General features: G+C 56.7%; 12 protein-coding genes and 1 tRNA gene. 8 read left to right on the top strand and 5 right to left on the bottom strand.

Going from position 1 to position 24,231, the window contains the following annotated elements:
* Window positions 1–162: 162 nt before the first annotated feature.
* From J0X15_RS15795 to J0X15_RS15780, 4 genes are all read right to left on the bottom strand, one after another.
* The gene (locus tag J0X15_RS15795; protein WP_206942762.1) at window positions 163–1,767 is read right to left on the bottom strand and encodes an ATP-binding domain-containing protein; all 1,605 of its coding nucleotides are present in this window, start codon (window positions 1,765–1,767) and stop codon (window positions 163–165) included.
* Between the two features lie 74 nt (window positions 1,768–1,841).
* A complete protein-coding gene (gene drmB, locus J0X15_RS15790) occupies window positions 1,842–3,662 on the bottom strand; it encodes a DUF1998 domain-containing protein (protein ID WP_206942760.1) in 1,821 nt (606 codons plus the stop codon).
* Window positions 3,659–6,817, bottom strand: coding sequence for a helicase-related protein (locus J0X15_RS15785; RefSeq protein ID WP_206942758.1), 3,159 nt, complete (start codon window positions 6,815–6,817; stop codon window positions 3,659–3,661). The genes drmB and J0X15_RS15785 overlap by 4 nt, the downstream gene beginning before the upstream one ends.
* A gap of 29 nt (window positions 6,818–6,846) precedes the next feature.
* Entirely contained in the window at window positions 6,847–8,958 is a 2,112-nt protein-coding gene (locus J0X15_RS15780; protein ID WP_331461928.1) for a UvrD-helicase domain-containing protein, read from the bottom strand.
* 405 nt (window positions 8,959–9,363) lie between these two features.
* On the opposite strand from J0X15_RS15780, the gene J0X15_RS15775 reads away from it, so the two are divergent.
* The 6 genes from J0X15_RS15775 to J0X15_RS15750 all read left to right on the top strand — a co-directional run bounded on the left by J0X15_RS15775 (window position 9,364) and on the right by J0X15_RS15750 (window position 19,743).
* Window positions 9,364–12,321, top strand: a complete 2,958-nt coding sequence (locus tag J0X15_RS15775; RefSeq protein WP_206942754.1) for a hypothetical protein — start codon at window positions 9,364–9,366, stop codon at window positions 12,319–12,321.
* On the top strand, window positions 12,321–15,293 hold the full coding sequence (locus J0X15_RS15770) for an SNF2-related protein (protein ID WP_206942752.1): 2,973 nt from the start codon (window positions 12,321–12,323) through the stop codon (window positions 15,291–15,293). Before J0X15_RS15775 ends, J0X15_RS15770 begins: the two co-directional genes overlap by 1 nt.
* A gap of 529 nt (window positions 15,294–15,822) precedes the next feature.
* Complete coding sequence (locus J0X15_RS15765) at window positions 15,823–16,818, top strand: ATP-dependent nuclease (RefSeq protein ID WP_206942749.1); 996 nt, start codon at window positions 15,823–15,825, stop codon at window positions 16,816–16,818.
* A 118-nt stretch (window positions 16,819–16,936) separates the two neighbouring features.
* The gene (dcm, locus tag J0X15_RS15760; RefSeq protein ID WP_206942747.1) at window positions 16,937–18,049 is read left to right on the top strand and encodes a DNA (cytosine-5-)-methyltransferase; all 1,113 of its coding nucleotides are present in this window, start codon (window positions 16,937–16,939) and stop codon (window positions 18,047–18,049) included.
* Window position 18,050: 1 nt separating this feature from the next.
* On the top strand, window positions 18,051–18,512 hold the full coding sequence (locus tag J0X15_RS15755) for a very short patch repair endonuclease (RefSeq protein WP_206942745.1): 462 nt from the start codon (window positions 18,051–18,053) through the stop codon (window positions 18,510–18,512).
* Window positions 18,499–19,743 (top strand): type II restriction endonuclease, encoded by a 1,245-nt coding sequence (locus tag J0X15_RS15750; protein WP_206942743.1) that lies wholly within the window; start codon window positions 18,499–18,501, stop codon window positions 19,741–19,743. Before J0X15_RS15755 ends, J0X15_RS15750 begins: the two co-directional genes overlap by 14 nt.
* Before the next feature lie 5 nt (window positions 19,744–19,748).
* On the opposite strand, the gene J0X15_RS15745 is transcribed toward J0X15_RS15750, so the two are convergent.
* Window positions 19,749–21,227, bottom strand: coding sequence for a tyrosine-type recombinase/integrase (locus tag J0X15_RS15745; RefSeq protein ID WP_206942741.1), 1,479 nt, complete (start codon window positions 21,225–21,227; stop codon window positions 19,749–19,751).
* A gap of 162 nt (window positions 21,228–21,389) precedes the next feature.
* Between J0X15_RS15745 and J0X15_RS15740 the strand changes: the two genes are divergently transcribed.
* A tRNA-Arg gene (locus tag J0X15_RS15740) sits at window positions 21,390–21,466 on the top strand.
* A gap of 482 nt (window positions 21,467–21,948) precedes the next feature.
* The gene (gene cas3, locus J0X15_RS15735) at window positions 21,949–24,216 is read left to right on the top strand and encodes a CRISPR-associated helicase Cas3' (protein WP_206942739.1); all 2,268 of its coding nucleotides are present in this window, start codon (window positions 21,949–21,951) and stop codon (window positions 24,214–24,216) included.
* Window positions 24,217–24,231 lie beyond the last annotated feature (15 nt).

The raw sequence follows: 24,231 nt of genomic DNA, 5'->3' as shown, positions 1-24,231 counted from the left end.
CCTGGGAAAGCGGAAGCCCTTAAGCCGCCTGAACCAGACTTACTTTTGTTTTCCGCGATCCGGCAGGTGCGACAAAAGCTATTATCCGCTGAGTTCTCGAGTCGGCTCCGGACCGGACAAGATAGATCTGTTCGACTAAGGATAACTCCCAACTTGGCGCCCTCACTGCTCGCTGGTCTCAACTTCCTGCATGAGGCGTGCAATGTCCTCGGCTGTCCCGACGATGTTCAGCAGCACATTTGCGCGGCTTGTTGCGACATAGATCAATTCAGGGTCGGTTAGGCCCTCGATCCCGACGAGGAAGACGCAGGGTCGCGACAGCCCCTTGAAGCGCCGGACAGTGTCGAAGACGATGTGATCGGACCGAATATCATCAGCTCGGCAGATCGCATTGCTGGCGATCTTTTCAGGAGGAGTAATGGAAGCACTACCTGTTCCCCAGAGAACCGCAATCTGCCCCGGCGCAACTTGGCCGGAGCGCAGCAGTTGTGCAATCCGTTCGTTTACGCGCGAAAGGGCCATTTCGCCCTTGCGACAAACGAGGTTTCCAACTGGCTCTCCCTCAGGTCCTGCAGGGATGCTTCGTCGACCCTGATACCATTTTGCCATGAGAGCATGAATTCGTCGCGTGTTTCGAAGATTCCTTGTCAGTGCGATGGACGACGCGGGCAGTGCATCGATGAACCCCTTCTCAGGAGAGAACAGGCGCTGGTTGTCGTCGTAGAAAACATAGAAGCCCCCAGTCTCCGGATCCCTTATAGCCATACGCAGAGCATTCAACCAAGAGTCACGAAAATCCTGCCCCTCATCGATGATGATGGTATCAAAGCCCAGATTGGGATGGTTGCTGATCGCTTCGACAAATGCCTCGGGAAGGAGGTGGTCGAACATGGACTGGTCGCCATCCGGGGGCAGCTCGACTCCGGCCTTCTGAGCGAGGTTTCGGCACAGCGCATGGAAACTGGCCACCACAAGGCCATCGTAACCCTGACAGACAGTGCGAAGATGGGCGGCGAGCGGCGCGTTGTAGCAGGTCAGAAGAGTGCGGCGGCCTTCGGCGGCTGATCTGATGGCCTTTTCGACTGCCAGTACTGTCTTGCCACTGCCTGCACCACCCGAAATCGCCATTTCCATGTTGTCTGCGAGCGAGTCGAGGATCCAAGCCTGTTCGGCTGTCAGTTGCTCAATGGTTTTAGCATCGTTGGCAAGACTGATGCCAATGTGTGCCTTCAGCTCGAAATGGCTGGCAAGTAGCTCTTCAAGCGCTCTGAGGCCATCCGGTCCCAAGGGGCTTTCACGCTGGTCACTGCCCTCGGTCATCCGGTGGACAATCCAGCGATCAAGAGTTGCCATGTCATCCCCGAACGCGATGATCTCGAGCGGTGCATCTGGTGCCAGGGCCCGTCCGTATCGGACACTGCCGGGAAGGATCGCACCATGGCGTGCCCTAATGAACCGACCTCGGAGCGCCTTGCTTGCATTGAGGCGCTTGAGGAAGTGATGCTTGCTACTACGCGCCTGAGACAGCGGGTTCTTGATCCTGAACCTGAACCCGTCACGATCCTCGCTGAGCCATTGACCGTCGTACTCGCGGCAGCTCACCCTACCGCCCTTAACCTCGAGGAACAGCAGCCCGTGTTGAGCATGCGCAACTATGAAATCCGCTTCTCCGTCGAACTCGACACCGTCGTGATCCGCTTCATGCCAAGAGCGTGAGTAGTAGCAGTTAAAGTCGCCGGGCAGCTTGTCCCTTATGCTTTCAAACACTCGGATCTCCGAAGACAATTTCGGATTGTCCAGAACATGTCGTGGCAGTTCACTCGGGTACATGCGAGCCATATTCAGAGCCCTCCATCCAGAAGCTTGCGGAAGAAACCGAGTCCCGGGTTATCGGGTATTCCGACCAGCAAGCCGCGATCGAGGTGACGGTTGAAATGCTCGCATGACGTTTCCGGAAGAAATGTGCAGCAATGACAGGCTGCGGATCCAGATCCTTCGGAAAGTGAGAGGATGCCGCTGCTGCAAAGCGGATCCGAAGAGCACCACTCCAGATCCCGCAACGCGGCGAGCAGGATAGGACCAATCTCGCTGGTACGTCCCTTTCGAGATAACCCACCCAGTGTTCCATCGGAGTCTGGGGCGGATGTGTATAGAAGAAAACCACACATCCCACCGGGCCCTGATGAGACGTACAACCTTTCACGGATGGAGGCCGTGGAGTATCCACTGTCGAGTGACAGGCGTTCCGACAGGGCATGGGCCGTTGTGTGGATAAGGAGCAACCTTGCAGAAATCATCATGGGAAATGGGTGATCGCTGCCGTTATGGTCCTGCCATGCACGTTCAGCAGCCTGATGCGCTTTAGCCGCCCTGTCGACCACTTCAGGCTTGTTTTCCCATGACACGACGGCAGTCTCGTCGAAGTTGATGAAGATACCTTCTCCCCGGACCTCGATTGCGGGAAGCCAGTTCAGCCGTTTCTCGGACAGCGGCGCAACGAATGCGCTGTTGTCGGCCGCTTCCACCGGGCTGAGACGGGTGAATGCCTTCAGAGCTCGGACTTCGCGCAGCCTCTCGACCGAGACCACACGGTCCAGAACTCCCTTCAGATCGCTCGGGATCGCCTGAGGCGAGATCTGGAACTCGGGGAACTGCTCACCGTCCGGGCCGCCCGAGCAAAGCATCAGGTGCTCGTTGGGACGGAGGTCGCCGGTTTCGTTGTCCAGTATTGTCAGCAGGGTCAGTATCCGTGCGGTCAGGTCTTCCGGCCTGATGTCTGGCTCAGGCCACATCGGATGAATTCGCTTCCGCACGAAGTCGGGAAGTTGCGTCCTGTCGTCCAGCGCAACGATGTCCGGCCAGAAATCCTCAAGCGTGTCCCGGAAGGAACCACCAAACGGCGGGACGTCGAGTGCCGATTCAATCACAGGGAAATAGGCGTTTGATGCGCCGCGCTGAATGGCCACAGGCTGATGGTTGCATGTTTCTGTCTGTGTTTTTAGCCACGGTGACCTGCCGTCGCACGAAATCTTGCCCAAGGCACCGGGCGATAGCGCACCATCCAGGTCGCGTTCGGACTTGCACTCGGTGCAATGCACCTTGAGCCCCTTCAACCCGGCGCCTTCCCCGATGAGCTTGAGAGGCTTCTTGCGGGAGCAGGATTCGGCGTGCTTCGGCCATGACATCCAGGGAAAGTCCTGAAGATGCCCTGCAGGACACGTCACGATGAACCGGACAGGTACCGCATAGACTTTCCTGATGCGCTTGCCGCGCCCGGAACTGCAGGAGGGGCACCACAGCTCGGGTTTCCCGATCTCGGAACTCCAGAAGCGGCTACGTTGCAGCAGGTTGCACTTTGGACAGACATGCCAATCCGGGAACCGATAGGCCGGCAAGAGGCGGGGTCGCTTCTCCCTGCCGACTTTCTCGTCTCCGACTGGAGGCAACCTGAACCCATTCACCTGCAATCTGGCCTGGAGTGGCTCGTGATGAATGCGCTGATCGTTCAGAAGCCCTTTTTTGATGGCCAGTTGATCCCAAGCCTCAAGACCAGCCGCCACTACGGAGACAGGCGCGCCGTTCTCGCCTCTGAAGTCGATGATCGCGCCGGGACCATTTCCTGTCAGAACCTGACTCCGGCGAATCTTTCCGATTGGCTTCATGGATTTGTCTCCCTGTCCGATCCGCGCTCCAACAGAACATATGATGCGGAAGCTTCTACAGAACGCAGCGAGTTGGGAGTCGGCTTCTGCCCGGTAAATCGTGCCTTGTTCCCACGCTCGGCCGCTGCTTCCGCAGAAGTGAGAAGAGCTTCGCCATAGTCTTGCCAGTAATCCTTCAGCCCGTGGCGATCGAACCAGTTGTCAAGGAACGAGTTGAGTTGCGCGCGAGCAGCCTCTGCCTCCACCGGATCAATCCTCTCGATCCGGGCGATAATCGTTTCCAGAAGCGCTTCAGCCTCTTTTTGATGCTGCTCGATCGCTCCCGGGTTTTCCATGCCGTCCACCAGATGGCGCACCATTGCAACATATGGGGCATGAAGCGCGCGGTCACGCGCGCGTGGCGCGAATGGGGTCACGCTCGTCGCCTCCACATCCCGGTAGAGACTGCTATGCCAACTGGCAAAGGTCTCGTATCGGCTGCGGTCGCGGGATTTGGCCGCGTTGAACAAGGTTATTACCAATCCGGGTGCCTTCTGGCTTCTGCCAACGCGGCTGGTGGCCTGAATATACTCGGCGATCGTCTTCGGCTGACCGTTGACGACCATCAGGCCGAGCCGAGAAACATCCATTCCCACCGAGATCATGTTGCTTGCCAGCACTATGTCTACGTGATCCGGGTCGTTCCATGCCCGTTCCAGATCCTTGAGGTGCTTCGGGATGTCGCTGGAACGGACACGACTGGTAAGCTCGATCTGCATCCCGGCGTCGCGCTCGACCTCACCGGGCCTGCGCGAGGCATAGTCTCGTATGCTGCGGGCAACGTCGTCTCGCATGAGAACGAGTGCGCCGCCCAGCTCCCTCAGCGAATTGAAATAGTAGACGAGGGTCCAGTATCCGTCGCGCTGATCTCCCGACAATGTCTGGTCGGTCGCCGCCTGCAGCAAAGAGGCCGCGACCGCCTGTTGGGTGAACTTGGCCGAGCGGCCGACGGTTGAGATGCCCAGATAGCGACGCCCTGGTACATCGCGATCCTCGATTGCAAAACCGGAATTGGTATGATCGAGACCTGGCGGGGGGAACTGAAAGGAGCGGCGGTCAAACAGGGCATTGATCTGGTCTTCCGCCCTCCGGATGGTTGCAGTCGATCCGATGACCTTAGATCTGACGCCTCCCTCTGATCGACACAACTCGTCGATTGCGGTCTCATAGAGCCCGGCGAGGCTACCCAAGGGACCCGAGATCAGGTGGAGTTCGTCCTGGATCACCAGCTCGGGAGAATCCGCCGCCGTTCCGATGCCGAACAGGCAGCCAGTTTTCTGGTTCCTGGTGATTTGTGCGTACTTGTCGACCGTGCCAATCAGGAGCGTCGGCTGCTCTCGATAAACATCCTCATCGACCGTCCAGATCGGGAAAAGTGAAAGCTCCTGCCCAATGTCACATGTCTCAGTCAGGCAGCGTACCTCTACACGAGCCTTGTCTGCCGAGATCCTCCAGTCAAGGACTTCATGACAGCATGGGCAGCTGCGCAACTGAGCTGGAGAGCTTTCCGCATCCGAGCCCAGTACCTGCTCTGCCTGCGCGACTGTGTTCGGCGTGGCACCTTCTCCAACCCAGAGCCCGAGTGAAATCGGCATGTCCGAGGCGAAGTGTGTGGGCAGGCTGACCTTTTGCAGCTTGACCTTGCCACGCCTCACCATCTCGCAGGCACAGATCAGGGCTGCTGCACGCTCAAACTGCTGAATCGTCAGCAATCTGAGTGTGTATCGCATGAACGTTGTCACGCCAGCACCGCTCGGATTTCCAGCTGCACGGAGACGTCGGAGGAAGATCGTGAAAGCCGTCAGCAGCAGATAGGCTTCGGTTTTTCCGCCGCCTGTCGGAAACCATAGCAGGTCCATTGTATTGCGATCGGAGGAATCGGGTTTCGCGATCGATTCAAGACACAAGAGTGCGAAACCGAGCTGAAACGGTCGCCAAACTAGTTCGGGGGGCTGAGGATTGATGCGCCAAGAATACTGTAGTGCGAGGGCCGCGTTCGCGAGCCTGAACGCAGTCAGCACATCCGGTGAGGACTCAAGCAGGCTGATACCCACCCGCATCCTCTGCTCAGCCGTTCGGCAACGGTTCATGTGCAGCTGTGCCTGCTCGACATGCTCCTCAGACATGCCAAGTACTGCACCTTCCATCCTCGAGATCCAGTGCGCGTAGGCATCGACGAACGATGTCAGGCCGGCGAAGAGACTGGCGTTGTCCTCGGATGCCAGCCACGACGCAGCAAGTGGCAACCTGGCATCGCCTTGTTGGAACTCGGTATCACCTTCCGCACTGACGACATGGACAGTGGCCTCTGGAAACCAGCTTGTCCTGACTCGACGAACAGTGCCATCTACGGGTTCGTCCCACATCGCGGAACAGGTGTGGCCCACCGCGAATTGCTGCACGTTGCGATACAGTAGGGCAGATGCACGGGCATCGTCTTCGTCACTCCCCGATGCGACCCTGTCCGGTTTCGGAACGAACCGGCATTCATCTTCGCATTCTACAGTCAGTGAAAACTGGAAAAGCGTTGCTTCCTCGTTTGCAGCGCGACTTCTCGCTTCGGTCGGTCTCGCATCGTTGGTCGCCGCGAGGGTGACAAGCAGGATATCGCCCCAAGGCGCGATCCGGCAGTGCAATGAAACTCCCGCAAGCCCGCTGCTGGCGAGGCTGATAACCGGCGCCACCTGCTTGCGCAATTCCGCAAGATCTAGTGACATCTCGGCGAACTGAGGGTCTCGTCGCCAACTCCGCACTCGTTTTTTCGCCGTATCTGGACTTTCATTCGCCGTGCTTTCCGGCCTGTAATGGGCCCCCTCCACCCGCACCCGTAATCTCGGAGCCGAACCCATCGGATGGACAGCAAAGGAAAGACCGGCCGAACTCGGGCGAAAAGCTGAGGCCGCCTTTACCCCATCCAAGGCGGTGCCAACCGCATCCGCATCGTCAGCATCACTCGCCTCGTCGTCATCTTCCGGTGAAATGGTTGTGCGTGGGGGGAAAAGGATCCCGGTCAGGTATCGATCGGTCGGCCGATCTGAAATCAGTTCATCCGGCGCCTCCGGACCAATGAGATCGATCGTCATCCGTTCTAGGAGTGTGTCGCGCGCGTCAATCATTTGCCTTCTCCAGAAACAGTGGTTCTCGCTCAGCGAGGAATGCTGGCAAAGCCGCCGAGCAGCGGCATGAGCGCAAGGCTCGCAGCCTCTCCGGACCGCCCCGGCACGACGACCGTGGTCGCACCCACTACAGAAATTCCCGAAACGACTTCCGGAAGCGCAGCCCCTGGTTCGACCTTGCGCAACGACTGCATCAATTCGACGAAGCCATCAGAAAGACACCCGATCGCGGTTCCGTCATGATCTCCGGTCTTCAGGACCAGACGCCCATCCGGGTCAGGATATGCTGCGGCTCTCGGCTCATCGTTCGAGAAATGCCATATGCTTGAGATCGCGTCTGCCTCATTGGTGACATGAACCGAACGCACGAACTCGGCCCAGTCGATGAGATCCCCCTCCAGGCCGATCTCGATAAGGCGATGATCGGGACGTGCTGCCCAGAAACGTTCCGGCTCCCCAATCGTGTAGTACTTTTTCTGACTGAGCCACCCCGTCCGCAACTCCGTGCTTGCGCGAGTTGCACCGACGTACAGCGTGCGGGACTCTTCTGCCCAGTCCACTTCGTCGCTACTCGGTGTCCGCGTTAAGAGCAACATGACTCTTTCGGCCTCTCTACCCTTGATCGCATGGATCGTCGAAAGCAATGGTCCCGAGCGCCCCTCATAATCGCTGAGAAGTTCGAGTGGCGGATCTTCAAGACCTTCGGCGATGTTACCAACGGATATGTGATCCCGACCTGAAGCATCCAGATCGAGAAGGATATCCCAGCACTCCTCAAAATCGCGCGATGGCGCTGGATTTAGTGCCTCGTGGATCGACCGAAAATCGTCTCGCGACAAACGGGTGGCAGCCGGCAAACCTCCGAGCAATGCACCGATCCAGGCTTCGATTCTCGGAGGTCGGTCGGGCAGTCGGAGCTTGAAGCTTCTGCCTTCCGCGCGCATATCTTCAGCTGCGGTGAAAAGCCCGCGTCGGCTGCGCGTAAGGATCAAGCCACCTGTAGTCGATGGATGAACAGCGAACCCTGTGATGTCATGTTCAATGGCGGCAGACTTGATCTGTTCTCGAATGCGAAAGTAACCATCTTTGGAACCTGCCGGATCATCTCTCAGCGCCTCGCGAACCGAGCTGAACATTTCCCTCAAGGATTCAGTCCGGGTACGGTGGTCGCGATCAAGTTGAGCGCAAGTGAAATCGGCACGCTTCGCGACTTCTGTGAGCAACGTAGATCCCGCAGTGCCCCTGCGTTGATAGCCGTAGATTGATTGCGCGAAATCTCCGAAGATCGTGATGCCACAGGCAGGGTCCAGCAAGGCAAAAATGGCCTCACACATCTCCTTGCGATCACCGACTAGGTCTTGCGCCTCATCGATGACCACGTGTTCCAGTTGACTAATCGCATCCGCAACGAGTGGGTTATCCGATCGCATCAGCCTTGTAGCGGCCCGAATGCTGGCATCATGCCCACCCGAAGAACTCACACTCGCACCTGCAAGCAGACGCGCAGCGAAAGAGTCAAACGTCCTGATCTGCAATGACGCTACATGCGGCGTCTCGTGCAGCCGCCGACTAATCCGGCCTCGCAACTCTGCAACTGCAATGCGGGTGAAGCTGAGTAGAAGGATACGTGAAGCGGCAAGATTCTCGTCTTCCACAAGGGATATAACCCGTTCACTAGCTACATGGGTCTTGCCGCTCCCAGGGCCTGCCTCGACAATCATTCTCGAGCAGGCAGGAGCCTGCATCACGCGTCGCTGGCTTTCGTCGGGAGATTCTACCTCACCGGAAGAAGTTATAGAGGGCGCAAGATTGAACCATTCGTTTAGGAACGAGGCGTTCTCCTTACTGATCGACCATTTTTGCTCGACAGGATCAAAAGCTCCACTGAGCGAAAGCGCCATGCGCAATCCCGGAGGCATCGGATCGTCGCCAGTCCAGCGCCCGATGGTTTCAAGCGCGCGATGACCACTCATTGAGACAGGTTCGTCAAGCGAGGCAAGAAATTCGACGAGGCTCTCGGTCGCGCCGCCTGCAACTTCAGGAAACAGTTGTTCGGAAGTGGTTCCTCCAGAGGTACCATGATCTCCGAGAACCACGACCGTATCATCCGGAAGTGCAATCCGACGCTCCGGTACGGCCACCAACACGGGTTCTCCCCGCATTGTGCCACAGCCAATGTCCTTCAGCTCGCACATCGTGTTGATGACTTTTCCGATGCGAGCCGCTGCATCTGCCCGATTCACGTCATCTACGAACTGCGAAACCCAAGCTACAACCTCGGCGCGGCTGAGGCCGCGACGTGCATGAACGATACGCCGGACCAGATCCGCGATTGCGCCCGGACTCCCATCAGTCAGTATCATTGTCATAAGCGAATCACTAACAATTACAGATACATCCGACACATTGCGTTCACCTGAACTAGGCATAAATATCATTGACAGTTGCTTAAGTAATAGTCAACTCTGCGTTGAATGGTCTTTTGCCTAGTTTTGTTTTGGCGATGCAAAGCGACCGGAACAACGGCTCAGGACGGAACCTGTAAAGTGCAAAGTTTTTTAATTGATCAGCATAGAGTGCTTGCTGAGAAGTTTGCAGCCTTGGCCGCGGGCAGAGGCCTGTTACCAGTGTTTGCTATTGAGCATGGGCTTGATGAGCTGACGATCAACCAATTAGGCAAGTCTCTTTCGCAGCAGCTTGAAGAGGATCCGCGACTTGAGGGCGCCGCCTGGTCCTGGAGCTATCTGCCGTTAGTCGTGATCGCCACAGAGGTCGGTTACAGGTACCGGGGTACCGGAAGCGATTTCTGGCCAGTGCTCTCCAAGGAGCTCCGGGCCGAAGCTGGTCCGGCGTTCCGGATTTGTATTTCTCGGTTGTTCGAGCTCGGACACACCAGTCTTCGCTTGGCGCGACCCGGCAATAGCCCATGGGAAAGCCATTTCCCTCATATCTCATGGCCGATCGGGAACGCCGTGGTGCCACTTGAGATACAGCCACAGCTTACTGACGCTCTCAGGCGTGCTGTCAGGGCAGGGGTTGCAGCCGAAGACACGGACAGGCTGCTCGAATATATCAAAGTTCTGGCGGCGGGGCATGTAAGTCGTCGCTTCGAAAACTGGCTCCTGCAAGGAAACCTTGCGCTTGAAGTCATGCGCCGGCTGCTTATCCCCGAGGCAGAAGGCTGGCTTTCGGAGAGCTTTCTACAGCGTATCGATCGAGATATTCGAAAGGATTGGGGGGCGTTTCGGGCGATCACCGAAGCACGGTCGTCGATCGCAAGAAGATCAGCGCGCCTCGCACAGATTACGCCATCCCGTTATGTTCTGGATCTGAAGGATGGTGCGCCAAGGCAGTTGGTAATTCGTGGGCCAGCATTGCCGGCCCAGCTGCGCGACGAAGTGATCGGCGCTTTGCGCATACATGGTGACCGCATACGGGCCGTTGATGGGATTCAGGCGATCTCTCTCGGTTCATTCCTTTCAGGCGGTGAAATCGCCATGGAAAGGATGTTGCCTTTCCCCTTATCGCCTTTGCGTCGTGGCGACGCCCTTGATGTCGATGAGGGAGCAGCAGATGCCACGATGGAACGTTTGCAGCCGTTTGAACCGGAATTCTTTACTGTCGAGCCTAATGGCCTCACAGCTCAGGCGGTTTTTCCGGACGAAAAGCTCCAGCCTAACTCTAGCGTTATTCAGTGCATTGGTGTCGACGGAAATCTCGAAACCCGCATTCTGGACACCTCTAGTCCCTCGGACATCGAGTTTTTGCGACGTCGCGGGTTTTTGATTGCAGACCGCGTTCCCACCCTGCAACTAATTGGATTACCTGCGCCCGGATCTTCAAATAGGTTCCTCGGAGGCTTTCCGGTGCTGGCTACTCATCGCGGCGTAGCCATCACAGAAGTGCTCCTTGATGGTTCGATCGCGTCAGGAGAAGTCCTGAGCATCCGCGGCGTCGACTGGAAAGCACTTCGACCCGACATCGGCCGACATTTGACCGAACCAGCTGATGGCCGAGAACTCGAGAGGCTGGAGTTTGAATACATTGAGCCGCCAGATGTCGAGCCTGCAGCAGTAAAGGTATTTCCCACCAACGCAAATGTCTCCGATCTCGAGGCAGGGTATCTCGAGATCCGAATAACCGCACCACTGGCACTTGAGGCCGTCCCGATCCGACTTCGGGCGATCTCCCCTAACGGAACGACCGTCGTTTCCCAAGGTGTGATTGAACGACTGCCCGCAACGATAACTGGCCGTTCTCCGGTCTTGCAAAAAATCCAGACACAGTTGGCCGGGTTAAGCGCAAAAGATTACGGGTTGCGAATGTCTGTTGAGGTCGAGGGGCTTCTGCAGAAGGTCTTCTTGCTTTCACCGGTCCGCCGCGAGATTAGTTATGACGGGGATACGGGCAACTGGACCAGGAGCGGAGATGGGGGGCAGGTACTTCCTTCGATCAGTGCGACTATCACTGCTCCGGTTCTTGGGGCAGGGGATCGTGATCATAAGATAACTCGGCTGGTTCTGCCGGATGCTCCCGATCACGAGGCGCTGACGGTTGGCCTGATCCTTTCAAGACCGGAATCCATTCGACTGGGTCTCGGGGAGCGTAGTTTGATCTCACTTCCGAAGCTCCTCCGGGAGGCGACCTCGAGCAACAACGGCGTTGGGCTCATCGAATTGGCTCGCGCGAATGTTGCATGGCAACTCGCTGAGGCAAATGATCTGCTGTGCAACTGGCAGCGGTGGACGGTGGTCGAAGAGCTTGAATCTGCATTGATCGAACAACTATGCGGAGCGAGATGGCGCAAGCTGGAAGAGGGCATCGATCAATCGATCCTTTCGCCGCATGGGGCGCTCCTGAGGTGTGCTGATACGCTCGGTTTGGTCTCGGGTGAAGACTTGCCAGACATCGAGGCGACTTCCGACAGGGAGTTTCTGCGAGATCATCTGGTCGTTCGGTTTCGTGAAGTTGTGCCAGATGTTCCGGAAGCGCTTCTACAGTGGAATGATGAGCTGGCCGGAGAACTCGATCTCGCCGTGATCGACGCATACGAGGACTTGCGTCAGCATATGGAAAGGCATGGCGTCGAAGCTTTCGAAGAAGTTGACATGGCCCGTCCTGCAGAATCATGGCGTGAGGCGCTGGAACAATCCCGCGATATCCCGCTGCTTCCAATGTTCCGTCCGTTCATTCTTCCTGAGGCGAGGTGGTCGGCACTTGTTAAGCCGTTCTACAGCGAGCTTACCGAAGACGATCTGATCGATCTGCTTGACTCCATTCATGTCGACGCCTTCCGACGACCTGGGCAGCGCTGGCTTGGGCGTTCTGAACTCCGAACCATGTTGCAGTTGTGGCTTGCGCCAAAAGCGATGGTGGAAACTCAAGGTTGGCAAGAGCTTCTGGCAAAGGGACTCTCAGACGTCCGAACGAGCAGAGCCATTCGCTACGTTGCACTTCGAAGGAAACTCGCGCTTGGGGACCTGCCAAACGGGAGTGCCAACTGATGGACCATTACCTTAGGTTCGTGAATGGTGTTCAGGCGTTGAGGCGAAGGGTCTCGGCCCTCGATATCGGTTTGGGTGGCGCGCTTGGAGTCGCCGCTGATCCTCTGCCGCACCAGATTGCAACGGTGCGTCGGGTGCTTGAGGACACTCATATTCGCCACTTGATTTCGGACGAGGTCGGGCTCGGCAAGACCGTGCAAGCGTTGATGATCGTCAATGCCCTGCGCTGGCAAAACCCTGGACACAGGACACTCGTGGTTACACCAGACAATCTGTTGTCGCAATGGCAGGAAGAGTGCTGGATCAGAGGTCACGTAATGCCCGCGATCGCCGGTGCTGTCGGAGATGGCACACAAGTTGAACTGTCGCCAGTCACGCTGGCGCGTCCACGCGACCTGATGACACGTCCTGGACAGGAGGCGCGAACTATCATCGCGGATCCTGCTGTCTTCGATCTTCTCATCGTTGACGAGCCCCAGACGATGCAGCGCGAAGCGATGCAGGCGATCTCACAGGCATCGGATGAATTTCGGCAGGTGCTTGTTCTGTCCGCTACACCGAGACTAGGCGATCCTGCCTGGCGAGAACTAATCTTGCGAATGATCGAGCCGGAGGCTGCTGCGCTTGCGCGGATGGAGGGCCGGAACGTCGCTGACGTTCTTCAGGGCCGTGAGGAGGCAGCGATTGCAACTCTGAACGGGTCGGACAATCCAGAAGACTGGACGCGTGGGTTCAAGCAGTCAGGAGCAGCACGGCGCATCATCAGGAACGGTCGCTCCGACTGGAGTGAGTATCTGCCGCAGCGTCGAAATCACCAGGTTCGGCTGCAACCGCTGACGTTCGAGCGAATGCGGCATGAGATCGCTACCATGGTGCTGGAGGGTGCAGACCCGGCCCAGGGCATCCAGGGACCTGCGTGGACAGCTTCGCGAGCCCTGCAGCGCAGCGCGAGAGCGGCGAGAACGGTTCTCGCAGAACTGGCGGCGCGGGGAGAGGCCCTCGGTCAGCTGGCAGAAGCCGCCCGCGTCAAGTCACTCGAAGATCCTGGTGACAGCCGCCTGGAAGCCTTGCTCGACATCCTTTCGGAGCAATGGTGCCGCGATGAGGATCGCGCATTTATCATCGTCTGTGGAGACAATCCGACCATCGACATGTTGCGTGCAGCGCTTCCAAGGTACTTCCCTTTCCTTGCAGACGGAATCTCTGTGCTGCGGCGCCCCGCAGCGACAGATGTGGAAGGGGTCACGAACCTCCGGGAAATTCAGGAAACGCTCGCACCTTTGCTGTCTGGCGAAAACCGCCTTCTGCTCGTAGGCGACTGGGTGCAAGCTGGGCTTAATCTTCACCATGTTGCCCGGGGGGTCATCTTCTTTTCCCTGCCTTGGGAAATCGATGGAATCGACCAGCTGATCGGCCGCGTGGACCGTCTCGGGCCTGCTGGCGACCGTAAAGGCTCGAGGCGTGTTGTCGATATCTGGCGAATCCTGATCGAAGGTTCCCAGGAAGCCGCAATTGCGGACACAGTCGCCGCACTGGGCGTATTCGACGCTCCGCTGCCACCACTTTCTCTCTCAAAACTGGCTGAGCTGCAGACGGTTCTGGGACGCGCTGCTATCAGGCGCAAGGCAGCTCCTGCTCTCGGTGCCCTAACGGAAAATGGAACCGGCATGCCTTCTCGTTTCAACGGGGCTGATCCCTTCACGCAGCGACAGGCATCCGCCGACTTCGATCTTTGGCGTAGTAAAACCTGTCCCGCACCGGCCATGCTGTCTGAACTCTCGCACCCGAGGGAGACACCAATACGGGGAGAAGAGCGAGCAATTGGGGCATGGCTGAAGTCAATTGCAGCTTCTGGCGACTTTGATATCAGTAACCGACGTGACAAGGTCGATGCCTACGGGTTCCGGACGATCTGGTATCACGGCGTTGGCGACCGCGGGCGTACGATCGAGAGCCCATTCCCTCTACCAGGTGTGTCCGGGGAAAACTGGATGTCTGGGCACGTACCTTTCATCTATCGGAGATCAGACATTTCTACGCCACCTCGCAAGAACGTTTTCACGGATGATGGGGAGCGTTCAGGAGATGGCGAAAGATCAGGACGCCCACTCCGCTTTTTTGATCACGGCGCAGAGCTGCACGATGCCATGGTTGCTGGTTACGCCGCCGCCTTCCTGAATTCTTTCGGAACAGCGAAGCCAGTAGTGCAGACGAGCGTCAGGCTGCCCGAGGGCCACCCTGCTAGAGAGGTTGGCCTGCAGGTAGTAATTTCGGTAGCGCAGCTCGACAGCTGCCCGGATGGACTTCTCCCGCCGCTGTGGACACCCGAAGCAAAGGAATTGCTCGAGGCCGCGCCGACAGACCCTCAGAAGAGAGCACTCAGTGCCGATCGACATTCGCTTCACATACTTTTTCGCGCCCTCCAGCGCAAGATCAGGATTGCCGCGCCGGCTAGACTCATACGTGTTGGAGCGCGGAAGACACGAGACGGCTGGCAAGATTTGACTGAAGAAGAAGCGGACCTTTGCCTGAAGCCAATCACTTCTTCCACGAACAACGCGTTAGCCAGGGGGCGAACACCACTTGTGGCTCTTGAAAGGCATGAAGTTGTGAACGTGGTCCGGTCACGACAGGTGGCCGCGATCAGCTCACTGGTGGAGCAATACCGAGCTTCGGTTCTGGACATAATTCCACATGAGCTTGCAGACTTTACACACCAAATGAGCGCTCACTTTCAGGCGGAAATCAGAAATCGAGAGCTGGCCCTGGAACGTCGTAGGCAAATGCCACCCGAAGCCGGTCCAGTCGAGCTTTGGCGGGGTCAGGTAGCAGCCTTGGAAAGATCACTGGCGATGGCCCGCCTCAATTTTTCGGAGGCAACCAACTTTCTCCAGGAACTTGTTGGAGGAAACCTCTGTTTTGGAGAGATCCAACCCTGTACGGCCCTCATGGCGCTCATCGCCGACGAGTGAAAGTATATTGTTGAGGGCAGCACAGCCAGAGAACGTTCGGCGCCGCGAAGATGACGACCGCTCTCCTCGAGGAAGGATCTCAGCCGCGAAAACCCGATCCAGGTCACTGCGAAAAGCACAGAGCCAACGCTGCCAAGCTGCTTGCTCGCCTGGCTCAATCCACCATTTGCTGCTGTTCGCAACCACCCCAAACCTGCCTTGAAAAACAAAACCCCATAGCCAAAAGTGCACGGACCGCGGGTTCCTGCATGGGAGGCTTTCGTACGCCTCACGGCACCCGAAAACCTTAGCCGAAGAGGACGTTTCGAACCTCAGGCGCGCACCCTGAAAACTGACGTTCGTTGCGGAGCGGGTGAATGCCCGTAGATGGCGGAACGGAACCCAGTTGGAAAGGGTGACGGTAAACTCCGATAGGCGGTTGAGGGCAAGGGAAAGCTTTCCCACCACAATTTTAAGATGATACTACTTTTGAGTGTTGCTAGAATCGCCGCGCCATAAGGCCGCTAATAAATGGGAAGAGTAGTGATTAGTGTCTCGGATCAGAAAAGTAGAAATTGAAAACTTCCGAGGCATTCAGAACCTCTCCTGGCTGCCGTCAAACGGCATTAACTGCCTTATCGGCCCTGGTGACAGTGGAAAATCAACCGTACTTGACGCGATTGACTACTGCCTGGGCGCACGCCGTAACCTCCAGATGGCCGACGCCGACTTTCACAACCTTGATGTTGATACACCCATTCAGACTACGCTCACTATGGGTGCATTGGACGACGCGCTCAAGAGCATGGACAGCTACGGCATGTTCCTGCGCGGCTTCACCAAAGAGACTGGTGTTGTTGAAGACGAACCTGAAAAAGACGCTGAGACAGTCCTTACGCTGCGCCTGAATGTTGAGGGCGATTTGGAGCCATCCTGGTCATTGGTTTCTGAACGCGCCGAAGCTCAAGGATTGACTCGTAACCTGTCATGGGCGGACAGGGCACGCCTTGCGCCAACCCGCATTGGCGCCTTCGCTGATCTCAATCTCGGTTGGCGTCGGGGATCTGTGCTCAATCGTCTGAGCGAGGAGCGTGCCGACGCCTCGGCCGCAATCGTCAAAGCGGCACGGGAAGCAAGAGCCGCTTTCGGCGATGACGCAAAGGAGCAGCTTAGCGACGCACTCAAAATTGTGACGGACACGGCCAAATATCTTGGCATCCCCGTTGGCGACGAGGTTAAAGCTATGCTGGACGCGCATTCGGTATCGGTGAGCGGCGGCACCATCTCCCTGCACAATGAAGCGGGCATTCCGCTTAAAGGCTTGGGCATCGGCTCCACGCGGTTGCTGATTGCCGGGCTGCAACGAATGGCAGCTCAGTCATCATCAATCATCTTGATCGATGAATTGGAGCATGGTCTTGAACCGCACCGCATCATGCGGTTACTGGATTCTCTCGGCGCAAAGGAAGCAGACGAGCCGTTGCAGGCGTTAAAACGCACCTTAAGTGCCACCGAGATACAATTTAACGTACATAACGGCCCTTAGCTTCTCTTCGGTCTGATTTCCGGAACCGACAGCTCTTCTAAAATCTGTTAACGATTTGTTGTTCTGCTTATGTTCTCGTATAAGATATGGCAGAATGCCGTCAAACTGGGGAAAATAAATGGCCAAAATCGAACTCGTCCAGAACGGAGCTAAGAGAAAATCAAAACCGGCGTTCCGGTTTATCGATCTCTTTGCGGGTATTGGCGGCCTTCGGCGCGGGTTTGAGGCTGTAGGCGGCAAGTGCGTTTTTACGTGTGAGTGGAACAAGTATGCCCAGCAGACGTATTCCGCCAACTTTCCCGATGACGACCACGAGATCTGGGGGGACATCACAGAGCTGACGCCTGCCGATGTTCCGGAATACGACGTCCTCCTTGCCGGGTTCCCTTGTCAACCATTCAGCATCGCCGGCGTTTCGAAGAAAAACGCACTCAACAGACCGCACGGCTTTGCGTGTGAAGCACAGGGAACGCTGTTTTTTGACGTCGCTCGCCTGATCAAGGCTCACCGTCCGAAAGCATTTCTGCTCGAGAACGTGAAGAATTTGGTCAACCACGACAAAGGCAATACGTTCCGTGTCATCCGCGATGTCCTGACAAAAGAACTCGGATACACAATTGATTTCCGTGTGCTTGATGCGAAATCGTGGCTTCCACAACATCGCGAACGCATCTTCATCGCTGGTTTCCGGGATGACTGCGACTTCAATTTTGACGCGATGGAAGTCCCGGATCCGATGAAAGGGCCGAGGCTTAGGACGATCCTGCACCCGGAGGACGGAGCCGAAGCGCCGGAACCACCATACACAGACGGCAACATCGGCCGCGTCGCCGAGAAATACACGCTGACACCCAAGCTCTGGCAGTACCTTCAGAATTACGCCGCGAAACACAAAGCCGCAGGCAACGGTTTTGGTTTCGGCCTGTTTGGCCCGGAAGGCGTCGCCCGAACGCTGTCGGCGAGGTATTATAAAGACGGCAGCGAGATCCTGATCGAACGTCCGGGGAAAGATGCTCCGCGTCGTCTTACGCCGCGTGAGTGCGCCCGGCTTATGGGGTTCGATAGGCCGGGGGAATCCGAGTTCATTATCCCGGTTTCCGATACCCAAGCGTACAAGCAGTTCGGGAACTCCGTTGCCGTCCCCGCCGTCGAGGCGGTCGCCAAGCACATGCTTCCGTACATCCTTTCAAAAGACGTCGAAGCGTCCCGGGAGATCGAAAAGGTCGCTTGAAGTGGCCGATATCGTCGATCAGAAGACCCGGTCACGGATGATGTCAGGCATCCGCGGAAAGGACACGAAGCCTGAAATCCGTATTCGAAAGGCTCTGTTCGCACGCGGATTTCGTTATCGACTTCATCATAAAGGTCTACCGGGTAAACCTGATCTCGTATTTCCACGACTTAAAGCTGTGATTTTTGTTAACGGCTGCTTTTGGCACATGCATGATTGTGCTCTCTTCAAGTGGCCGTCGACTCGCGTCGAGTTCTGGAGAGCGAAATTGGAAGGCAATCGTCGCCGAGATGAGGTTGTCCACCAGCAGATATCCGAGCTTGGTTGGCGACAACTGACCGTCTGGGAATGCTCGATGAAAGGACGGGGGCGACTTGAGTTCGATATCGTTATCAATGAGATCGAACGATGGCTCTTGAGCAACGAGGCGCTGGGGGAAATTCGCGGTCATGGCGATATCTGACCTAACAGACTGGATAGACGAGTATGCGCGTCCGGGCGTCACTTGGTACGCAAAACGTTTGGCGGCCAATGACACTCTTGCAACGGGAGCACATCAGGCCGGGCCATACATGCCTCGCGAGTTCCTGTTTGAGCTGTTCCCTGAATTGGGTGCATCGACAGATAACAATCAGGATGTCTTCTTCCGGCTCTGCATCGACTCTCATCCGGATGTGAAAACGGTTCGAGCCGTCTGGTACAATAACAAGTTCCGTGGCGGGACAAGAAATGAGACGAGACTGACGAATTTCGGCGGCCGCGAATCTGCACTTCTCGACCCGGACAATACTGGCGCTCTTGCTGTCTTTGCGTTCTTCGATGCCGGGGAAGGGACTCAATGCCGGGTGTGGGTTTGCTCAAACTCGATTGAAGAAGACATCCTTGAAGAGAGACTTGGCCCGGTAGAGCCGAAGTCCTTCATTATCTGGCGTCCGGGACTATCAGCGCCTCAGGCCGATCTGTTTTCCCCGGTGCCGAAAGCGCCAGCGAAAACCTCTTGCTGGCTGGATGAAGGCGAAATCCCGGAGGAATGGAAAACATCGTTTCCAAGCGGTCTCCAGATCATCGGCAAGACAATTGAAATGCGTCCACACGATGGGAGTGCGGTTGATGTACGGCTCATTCGTCGTCGCAAATGCGAATTCGAAATCTTCCGGAGTGTCGAATCTGCGACCTTCCTACCGCAGATCAAAGGCGGTTTTGAGGACGTCGATTCATTTCTCGGTCTCGCTAACACCATCCTCCAGAGCCGTAAATCACGGTCAGGGAAATCGCTCGAATATCACGCGATGTCTATCTTCGACGAGGAAGGTTTCGTCCGTGGAACGCACTACGAGCACAATGCGGTAATCGAAGGCGGGAAGCGGCCTGATTTTCTGTTCCCGTCAGTCGCCGCGTACGAAAACAGGGGGTTCTCTGACGCAAGTCTGCGGATGCTCGCTGCGAAGACGACGTGCAAGGATCGATGGCGGCAGATCCTGAACGAAGCCGACAGGATCCCACAGAAGCATCTGCTCACCCTTCAGGAAGGGGTATCCGAGGGCCAGTTCAAGGAGATGACAGATGCCGGAGTACGGCTCGTTGTTCCTGCCGGCCTGCATGATGCATACCCCGAAGCCGTTCGGCCGCACCTGATCACGGTCGAAAACTTCCTCGGGGATCTGCGTGTCGTTCTGGCGAGAGCTGGGCTTTAGGCGACTTACAAAACCAGAAGCCCGAGTTCTTCCTCCTTCTTCATCCGCCAGTCGATGTAGCGACGTCGCGCCTCTTCGGCGCTGATGCCCTCAAGCGCATATTCGTACCCAGTATTCACAAACCGTTGCCATGCGAGTATCACGCGCCACTTTTCCTGAGCGGCTTGGTCAAGGTTGTAAACAAGATCGGCGGTAGTGGTTTTGCCTTCGTGCGCGTGTGTGATGAGATCAGGCGCGTTCTCGCTCTTGAATTGATGAATCCGCCATTCCGACATCATGTGACTAATGAAGGCCCGACGCATATCGTGCGTGCCGGCCCGGAATTCACAGCTATCGAGCAGACCGCCGCCCTCTTCGTCTTGCGCGGCATCCCATACCTTTTGAGCCGGGCGTTTGGACATAGGCCCGATCATCGGGTCTCCTTTTTTCCGCGGTCGTTGCTGAGGGAATAGGTATCGGTTATCGGGCCGCATCAACTGTCGCGCCTGCTGGACGGCCACCTCGGCGAAATAGGGGAGAGGAAACCCGCGCCTCGAAGCGACTTTGTCCGATCCGATCCGCCAAACAATCTTATACGGCGCGCTGGGGTCGTCGACCTCGACGAACTCGCTAGCTGGCGCTGAGATCACGCTTTCAATTCGCTGGCCGGTCATCACCTGAATCATCAACGCCAGCCGCATTTGAGGATTCGGCCATTTCTCGATCGCTTGAATGATCTTTCCGACCTCTAACTGTGTGAGCGGTCGTTTTTCAGGTTTCTCCGATTGAAGCTCGGCAACGAGCTTCTTAGGCAACCGGAAATCCTCGACTTCGCGACCGGGATTTTGTTCCAGACGGCTTAGCTCATAGTGTTCACAGCCCCACTTGAATGCCTTCCGGACGTTTGACAGCACGTGATTTGCTTGCCGCACATGAGATACCTGACGTCCGTTTTCATCCTTTCCGCGTTCAAGGATTGAGTTTCGCACGCGCCGAATGTCGTGAGCGGAGATTTCGACAACGGGCTTGCCGGAAATGTGTGCAAAATCCGGCTCCAGCGCGCCGCCGGGAACGGCTCCGATGTTTGAGCGATAGGATGTATACGTGGTGCCGGGATTATTCGCCTTGATCGTCGCCAGCCAGGCATCACGTAGATCTTCCCACACCCACGCGCCGGCCTTCACGGCAGCGGCGTTTTCCGCCTCTTCCGGCGTATCTGACGTCACAGCTTGCTGGAGGATTTGTCCAGGGTCACCACCTACCTTGGCAATCGCTCTGGCTTTTGACACCACCCCTCGTAGGTGCGGTAGGTCATCGGCAGAGAACGCTCCCAGAGGCGCGATCTTCCGCTTAAATTTACGATCGACGAGATACCAAGATGCCGAACCGGCCTGAATACGGATTGCGAGACCCGTGCACGCGCTGTCTTTATATGTGACGGTTTCTTTTTTCTCTACTGCCCGCCGGGCACGGCGGATCGTATTCCCATCAAAATATTCGCTCATTCAATCTTCCGGTTGTCGTGTGGCCTGAATCTGAGGCTATCACCTCAGGCCACATTCAGGCCACAACAATAATGTTTACGGATGCAGATTGGACGGATGCCGGAAAATTTGGTAAATGCGTTAACCATTGAAAATCCATGATTTTTGTAAACATGTTTTGCGAGATGAGGTGGCGGAAGACCTAGTCCCTCAGATGCCTAATCTGAGGGTCGCGCGTTCGAATCGCGCCGGGATCACCAATAATTTCAAGAGCTTATATCACGTATTTCTGAAATCGGCAGCGCGAAAATCAATCGGGTAAGCACCGGGTAAGCAGATCGACGCGGTTCGCAAACCAGGCGAATTGAGCCGGTTGCGGTACCCCTCTGTTATTTTAAGAATAAGGAAAAGTCTCGTCAGAGCCATCCAAGGCTGTCTTTGGCTCGAATATCCAAAGCCTTCTAACAGGCCTGTAGCTGTCAAAGCTTGTCACCCGCTGCCAGTGTTTCGAGACCTAAGCCGCGAAACATAAACAACAAGGTCAACCTATCGGGCGCCAAAAATACCGCGCGTTTCAAAATCCCACGGTCGCGAATAGCCCCGTAGGACGAAAAGGCTCTGAAAGGACCCGCGCGCTTTGCACAGCCTCTCTGCTCGCCTCTACGATGTCGACGCTATTGCATTCTTGAAATAGAATCTCGTATAAAGTGAAGTATTACTTTTTACAATTCAGAATTCATTCATGTTTTATGCACACTCAGGCCGGTGTGAAGATCTGAAAAGCTGGCAACCGCTTGTCGATCACCTCCGCGCAACAGCCGATTTAGCTGCCTCGTTCGGTCGACCCCTTGGCATCGATCGGCTTGCCTTTCTGGCAGGGCTCTATCACGACCTTGGAAAGTATTCTGAGCGTTTCCAGCAACGGCTCGCTGGCAAAGACATCCATGTTGATCACTCGACCGCTGGCGCGGTCGAAATGATGACACGCGGAGCCCAAACGTCTCCAGTTGAGCGGCTTATGCTCGAGCTGGTAGCCTATTGCATCGCCGGTCACCATGCCGGTTTGCCGGATCGCAAGAATGAGACAGGGGCTGGCCTTGATCGGCGGCTCGAGCTGGACCTGCCCGCGCTTGATGCTGCCTGGAAGGCAGAGCTGGGGGAACTGTCTCCGGTGGATGCTGTCAGCTTGGTGCCGGATGTCCTGAAGACCTTCTGCCGGGAAGATGCAGATTTTTCCCTCTCGGTTCTGGCGCGGATGATCTTCTCCTGCCTTGTTGATGCCGATTTCCAGGAAACGGAAGCCTTTTATGATCAGCTGGAAGGCCGGTCGCGGGACAGGGCCTGGCCAGCCCTGACTGACTGCCTTCCGAGATTTGTGACCCGTTTCGAGACCTATATGGCGGAGAAGGCTGGAGCAGGTGGAGATCTGAACCAGCTGCGCGGAAACATTCTGCGCCACGTGCGCTTAAAGGCTAAGGAAGCGCCGGGACTTTTTACGCTGACTGTGCCGACGGGCGGGGGAAAGACGCTGGCCTCCCTCGGCTTCGCGCTGGATCATGCGCGAAGCCATGATCGTCGACGGATTATCTATGCCATTCCCTTTACCTCGATCATCGACCAGACCGCTGCCATCTTCCGCAAGGTGCTGGGCGATGAGTATGTTCTGGAGCACCACTCAGCGATTGATGAAGAAAAGTGGCAGAAGGGGCGGAAAGAGCACCGGCAGCAGGCGGACAAGCTGAAGATGGCGATGGAGGACTGGGCCGCGCCGGTGGTGGTCACCACGAATGTCCAGTTCTTTGAAAGTCTGTTTGCAGCCAGAACGTCCAGAGCGAGAAAACTCCACAATATCGCGGGCAGCATCATCATTCTGGACGAGGCGCAAACTGTTCCCCGTCCGCTGTTGAAGCCTGCAATCCGCATGCTGGATGAACTGGCGAGGGCCTATGGCTGCTCGATTGTCCTATGCACCGCGACCCAACCAGCTCTTGGCAAGGATCGGTTGGACGGAGGTTTGCCGCTGGAGGGGCGCGAGCTGGCGCCGGATCCGCAAGGCTTGGCGACAAAGCTGCGCCGCGCGACCATCTGTATGATTGGTGACATGTCCAATGCCGACCTGACCGATGCTCTGGCTGCCCAGACGCAGGCGCTGATCGTCGTCAACAGCCGTAAACATGCACTGGAGTTGTTTCAGGAAGCGGCAAATGCCGATCTTGAAGGCCTCGTCCATCTGACCACAAGACAATGCGCGGCCCATCGGCGGGAGATCCTGGAGAATGTGCGGACCCGGCTGGCTGAGGGAAAACCCTGCCGGGTGATTGCCACCAGTCTGATCGAGGCGGGTGTTGACGTGGATTTTCCGAAAGTTTGGCGAGCCGAAGCCGGGCTGGATCAGATCATTCAGGCGGCGGGTCGATGCAATCGCGAGGGTAGGAACGCACCGGAAGACAGTATTGTCACCGTGTTTTCTGCCCCGGACTATCCGCCCCCTCGAGAAATCAAAAGCTTGATGGGAGACATGGATCGGATGCGGAAAGCGCATGGGCATGATCTCCAGTCGCTTGCCGCCATCGAGGCCTATTTTGGCGAGGTCTATTGGCGCCTCGGCGACAACGGGCTGGATGCGAAGCAGATCCTGGGAGATTTCACGCACAGCAGCCGTGGCACGGATTACGCCTTCCGCACCGTGGCGGAGAAATTCCGCATGATTGAAAGCGGCATGGTTCCCGTCATTCTCCCGTGGGACGACAAGGCGCGCGAGGCAATCCGTCAGCTTGCTGTAGAGGGGATCTCTTCAGGCAAGCTCGCAAGGACACTGCAGACCTATGTGGTTCAGGTTCCGCCGAAAGCACGTGCGCTGCTGCTCGAAAACGGCAAGGCGGAATTCATCGCGCCGAAGCTGCGTGGCGACCAGTTCTGCGTGCTGACCGACGAGGAACTCTATCGAGAGGATGTCGGGCTCATGTGGGAGGACGCCGAGTATTTGTCGGCCGAGCAATTAATGATTTGAGCAATTTGATTTTAG

The organism is Roseibium limicola, from assembly GCF_017313085.1.
Lineage (GTDB): Bacteria > Pseudomonadota > Alphaproteobacteria > Rhizobiales > Stappiaceae > Roseibium > Roseibium limicola.
Note: the sequence above shows the minus strand (reverse complement) of the source record. Positions and strands in the feature narration are given on the sequence as shown.

Bases quoted from the DNA above. Each gene is read 5' to 3' on its own strand.
- drmB (WP_206942760.1), bottom strand. From the start codon at position 3,662: ATGAAGCCAATCGGAAAGATTCGCCGGAGTCAGGTTCTGACAGGAAAT.
- J0X15_RS15785 (WP_206942758.1), bottom strand. From the start codon at position 6,817: ATGATTGACGCGCGCGACACACTCCTAGAACGGATGACGATCGATCTC.
- J0X15_RS15770 (WP_206942752.1), top strand. From the start codon at position 12,321: ATGGACCATTACCTTAGGTTCGTGAATGGTGTTCAGGCGTTGAGGCGA.
- dcm (WP_206942747.1), top strand. From the start codon at position 16,937: ATGGCCAAAATCGAACTCGTCCAGAACGGAGCTAAGAGAAAATCAAAA.
- J0X15_RS15750 (WP_206942743.1), top strand. From the start codon at position 18,499: ATGGCGATATCTGACCTAACAGACTGGATAGACGAGTATGCGCGTCCG.
- J0X15_RS15745 (WP_206942741.1), bottom strand. From the start codon at position 21,227: ATGAGCGAATATTTTGATGGGAATACGATCCGCCGTGCCCGGCGGGCA.
- cas3 (WP_206942739.1), top strand. From the start codon at position 21,949: ATGTTTTATGCACACTCAGGCCGGTGTGAAGATCTGAAAAGCTGGCAA.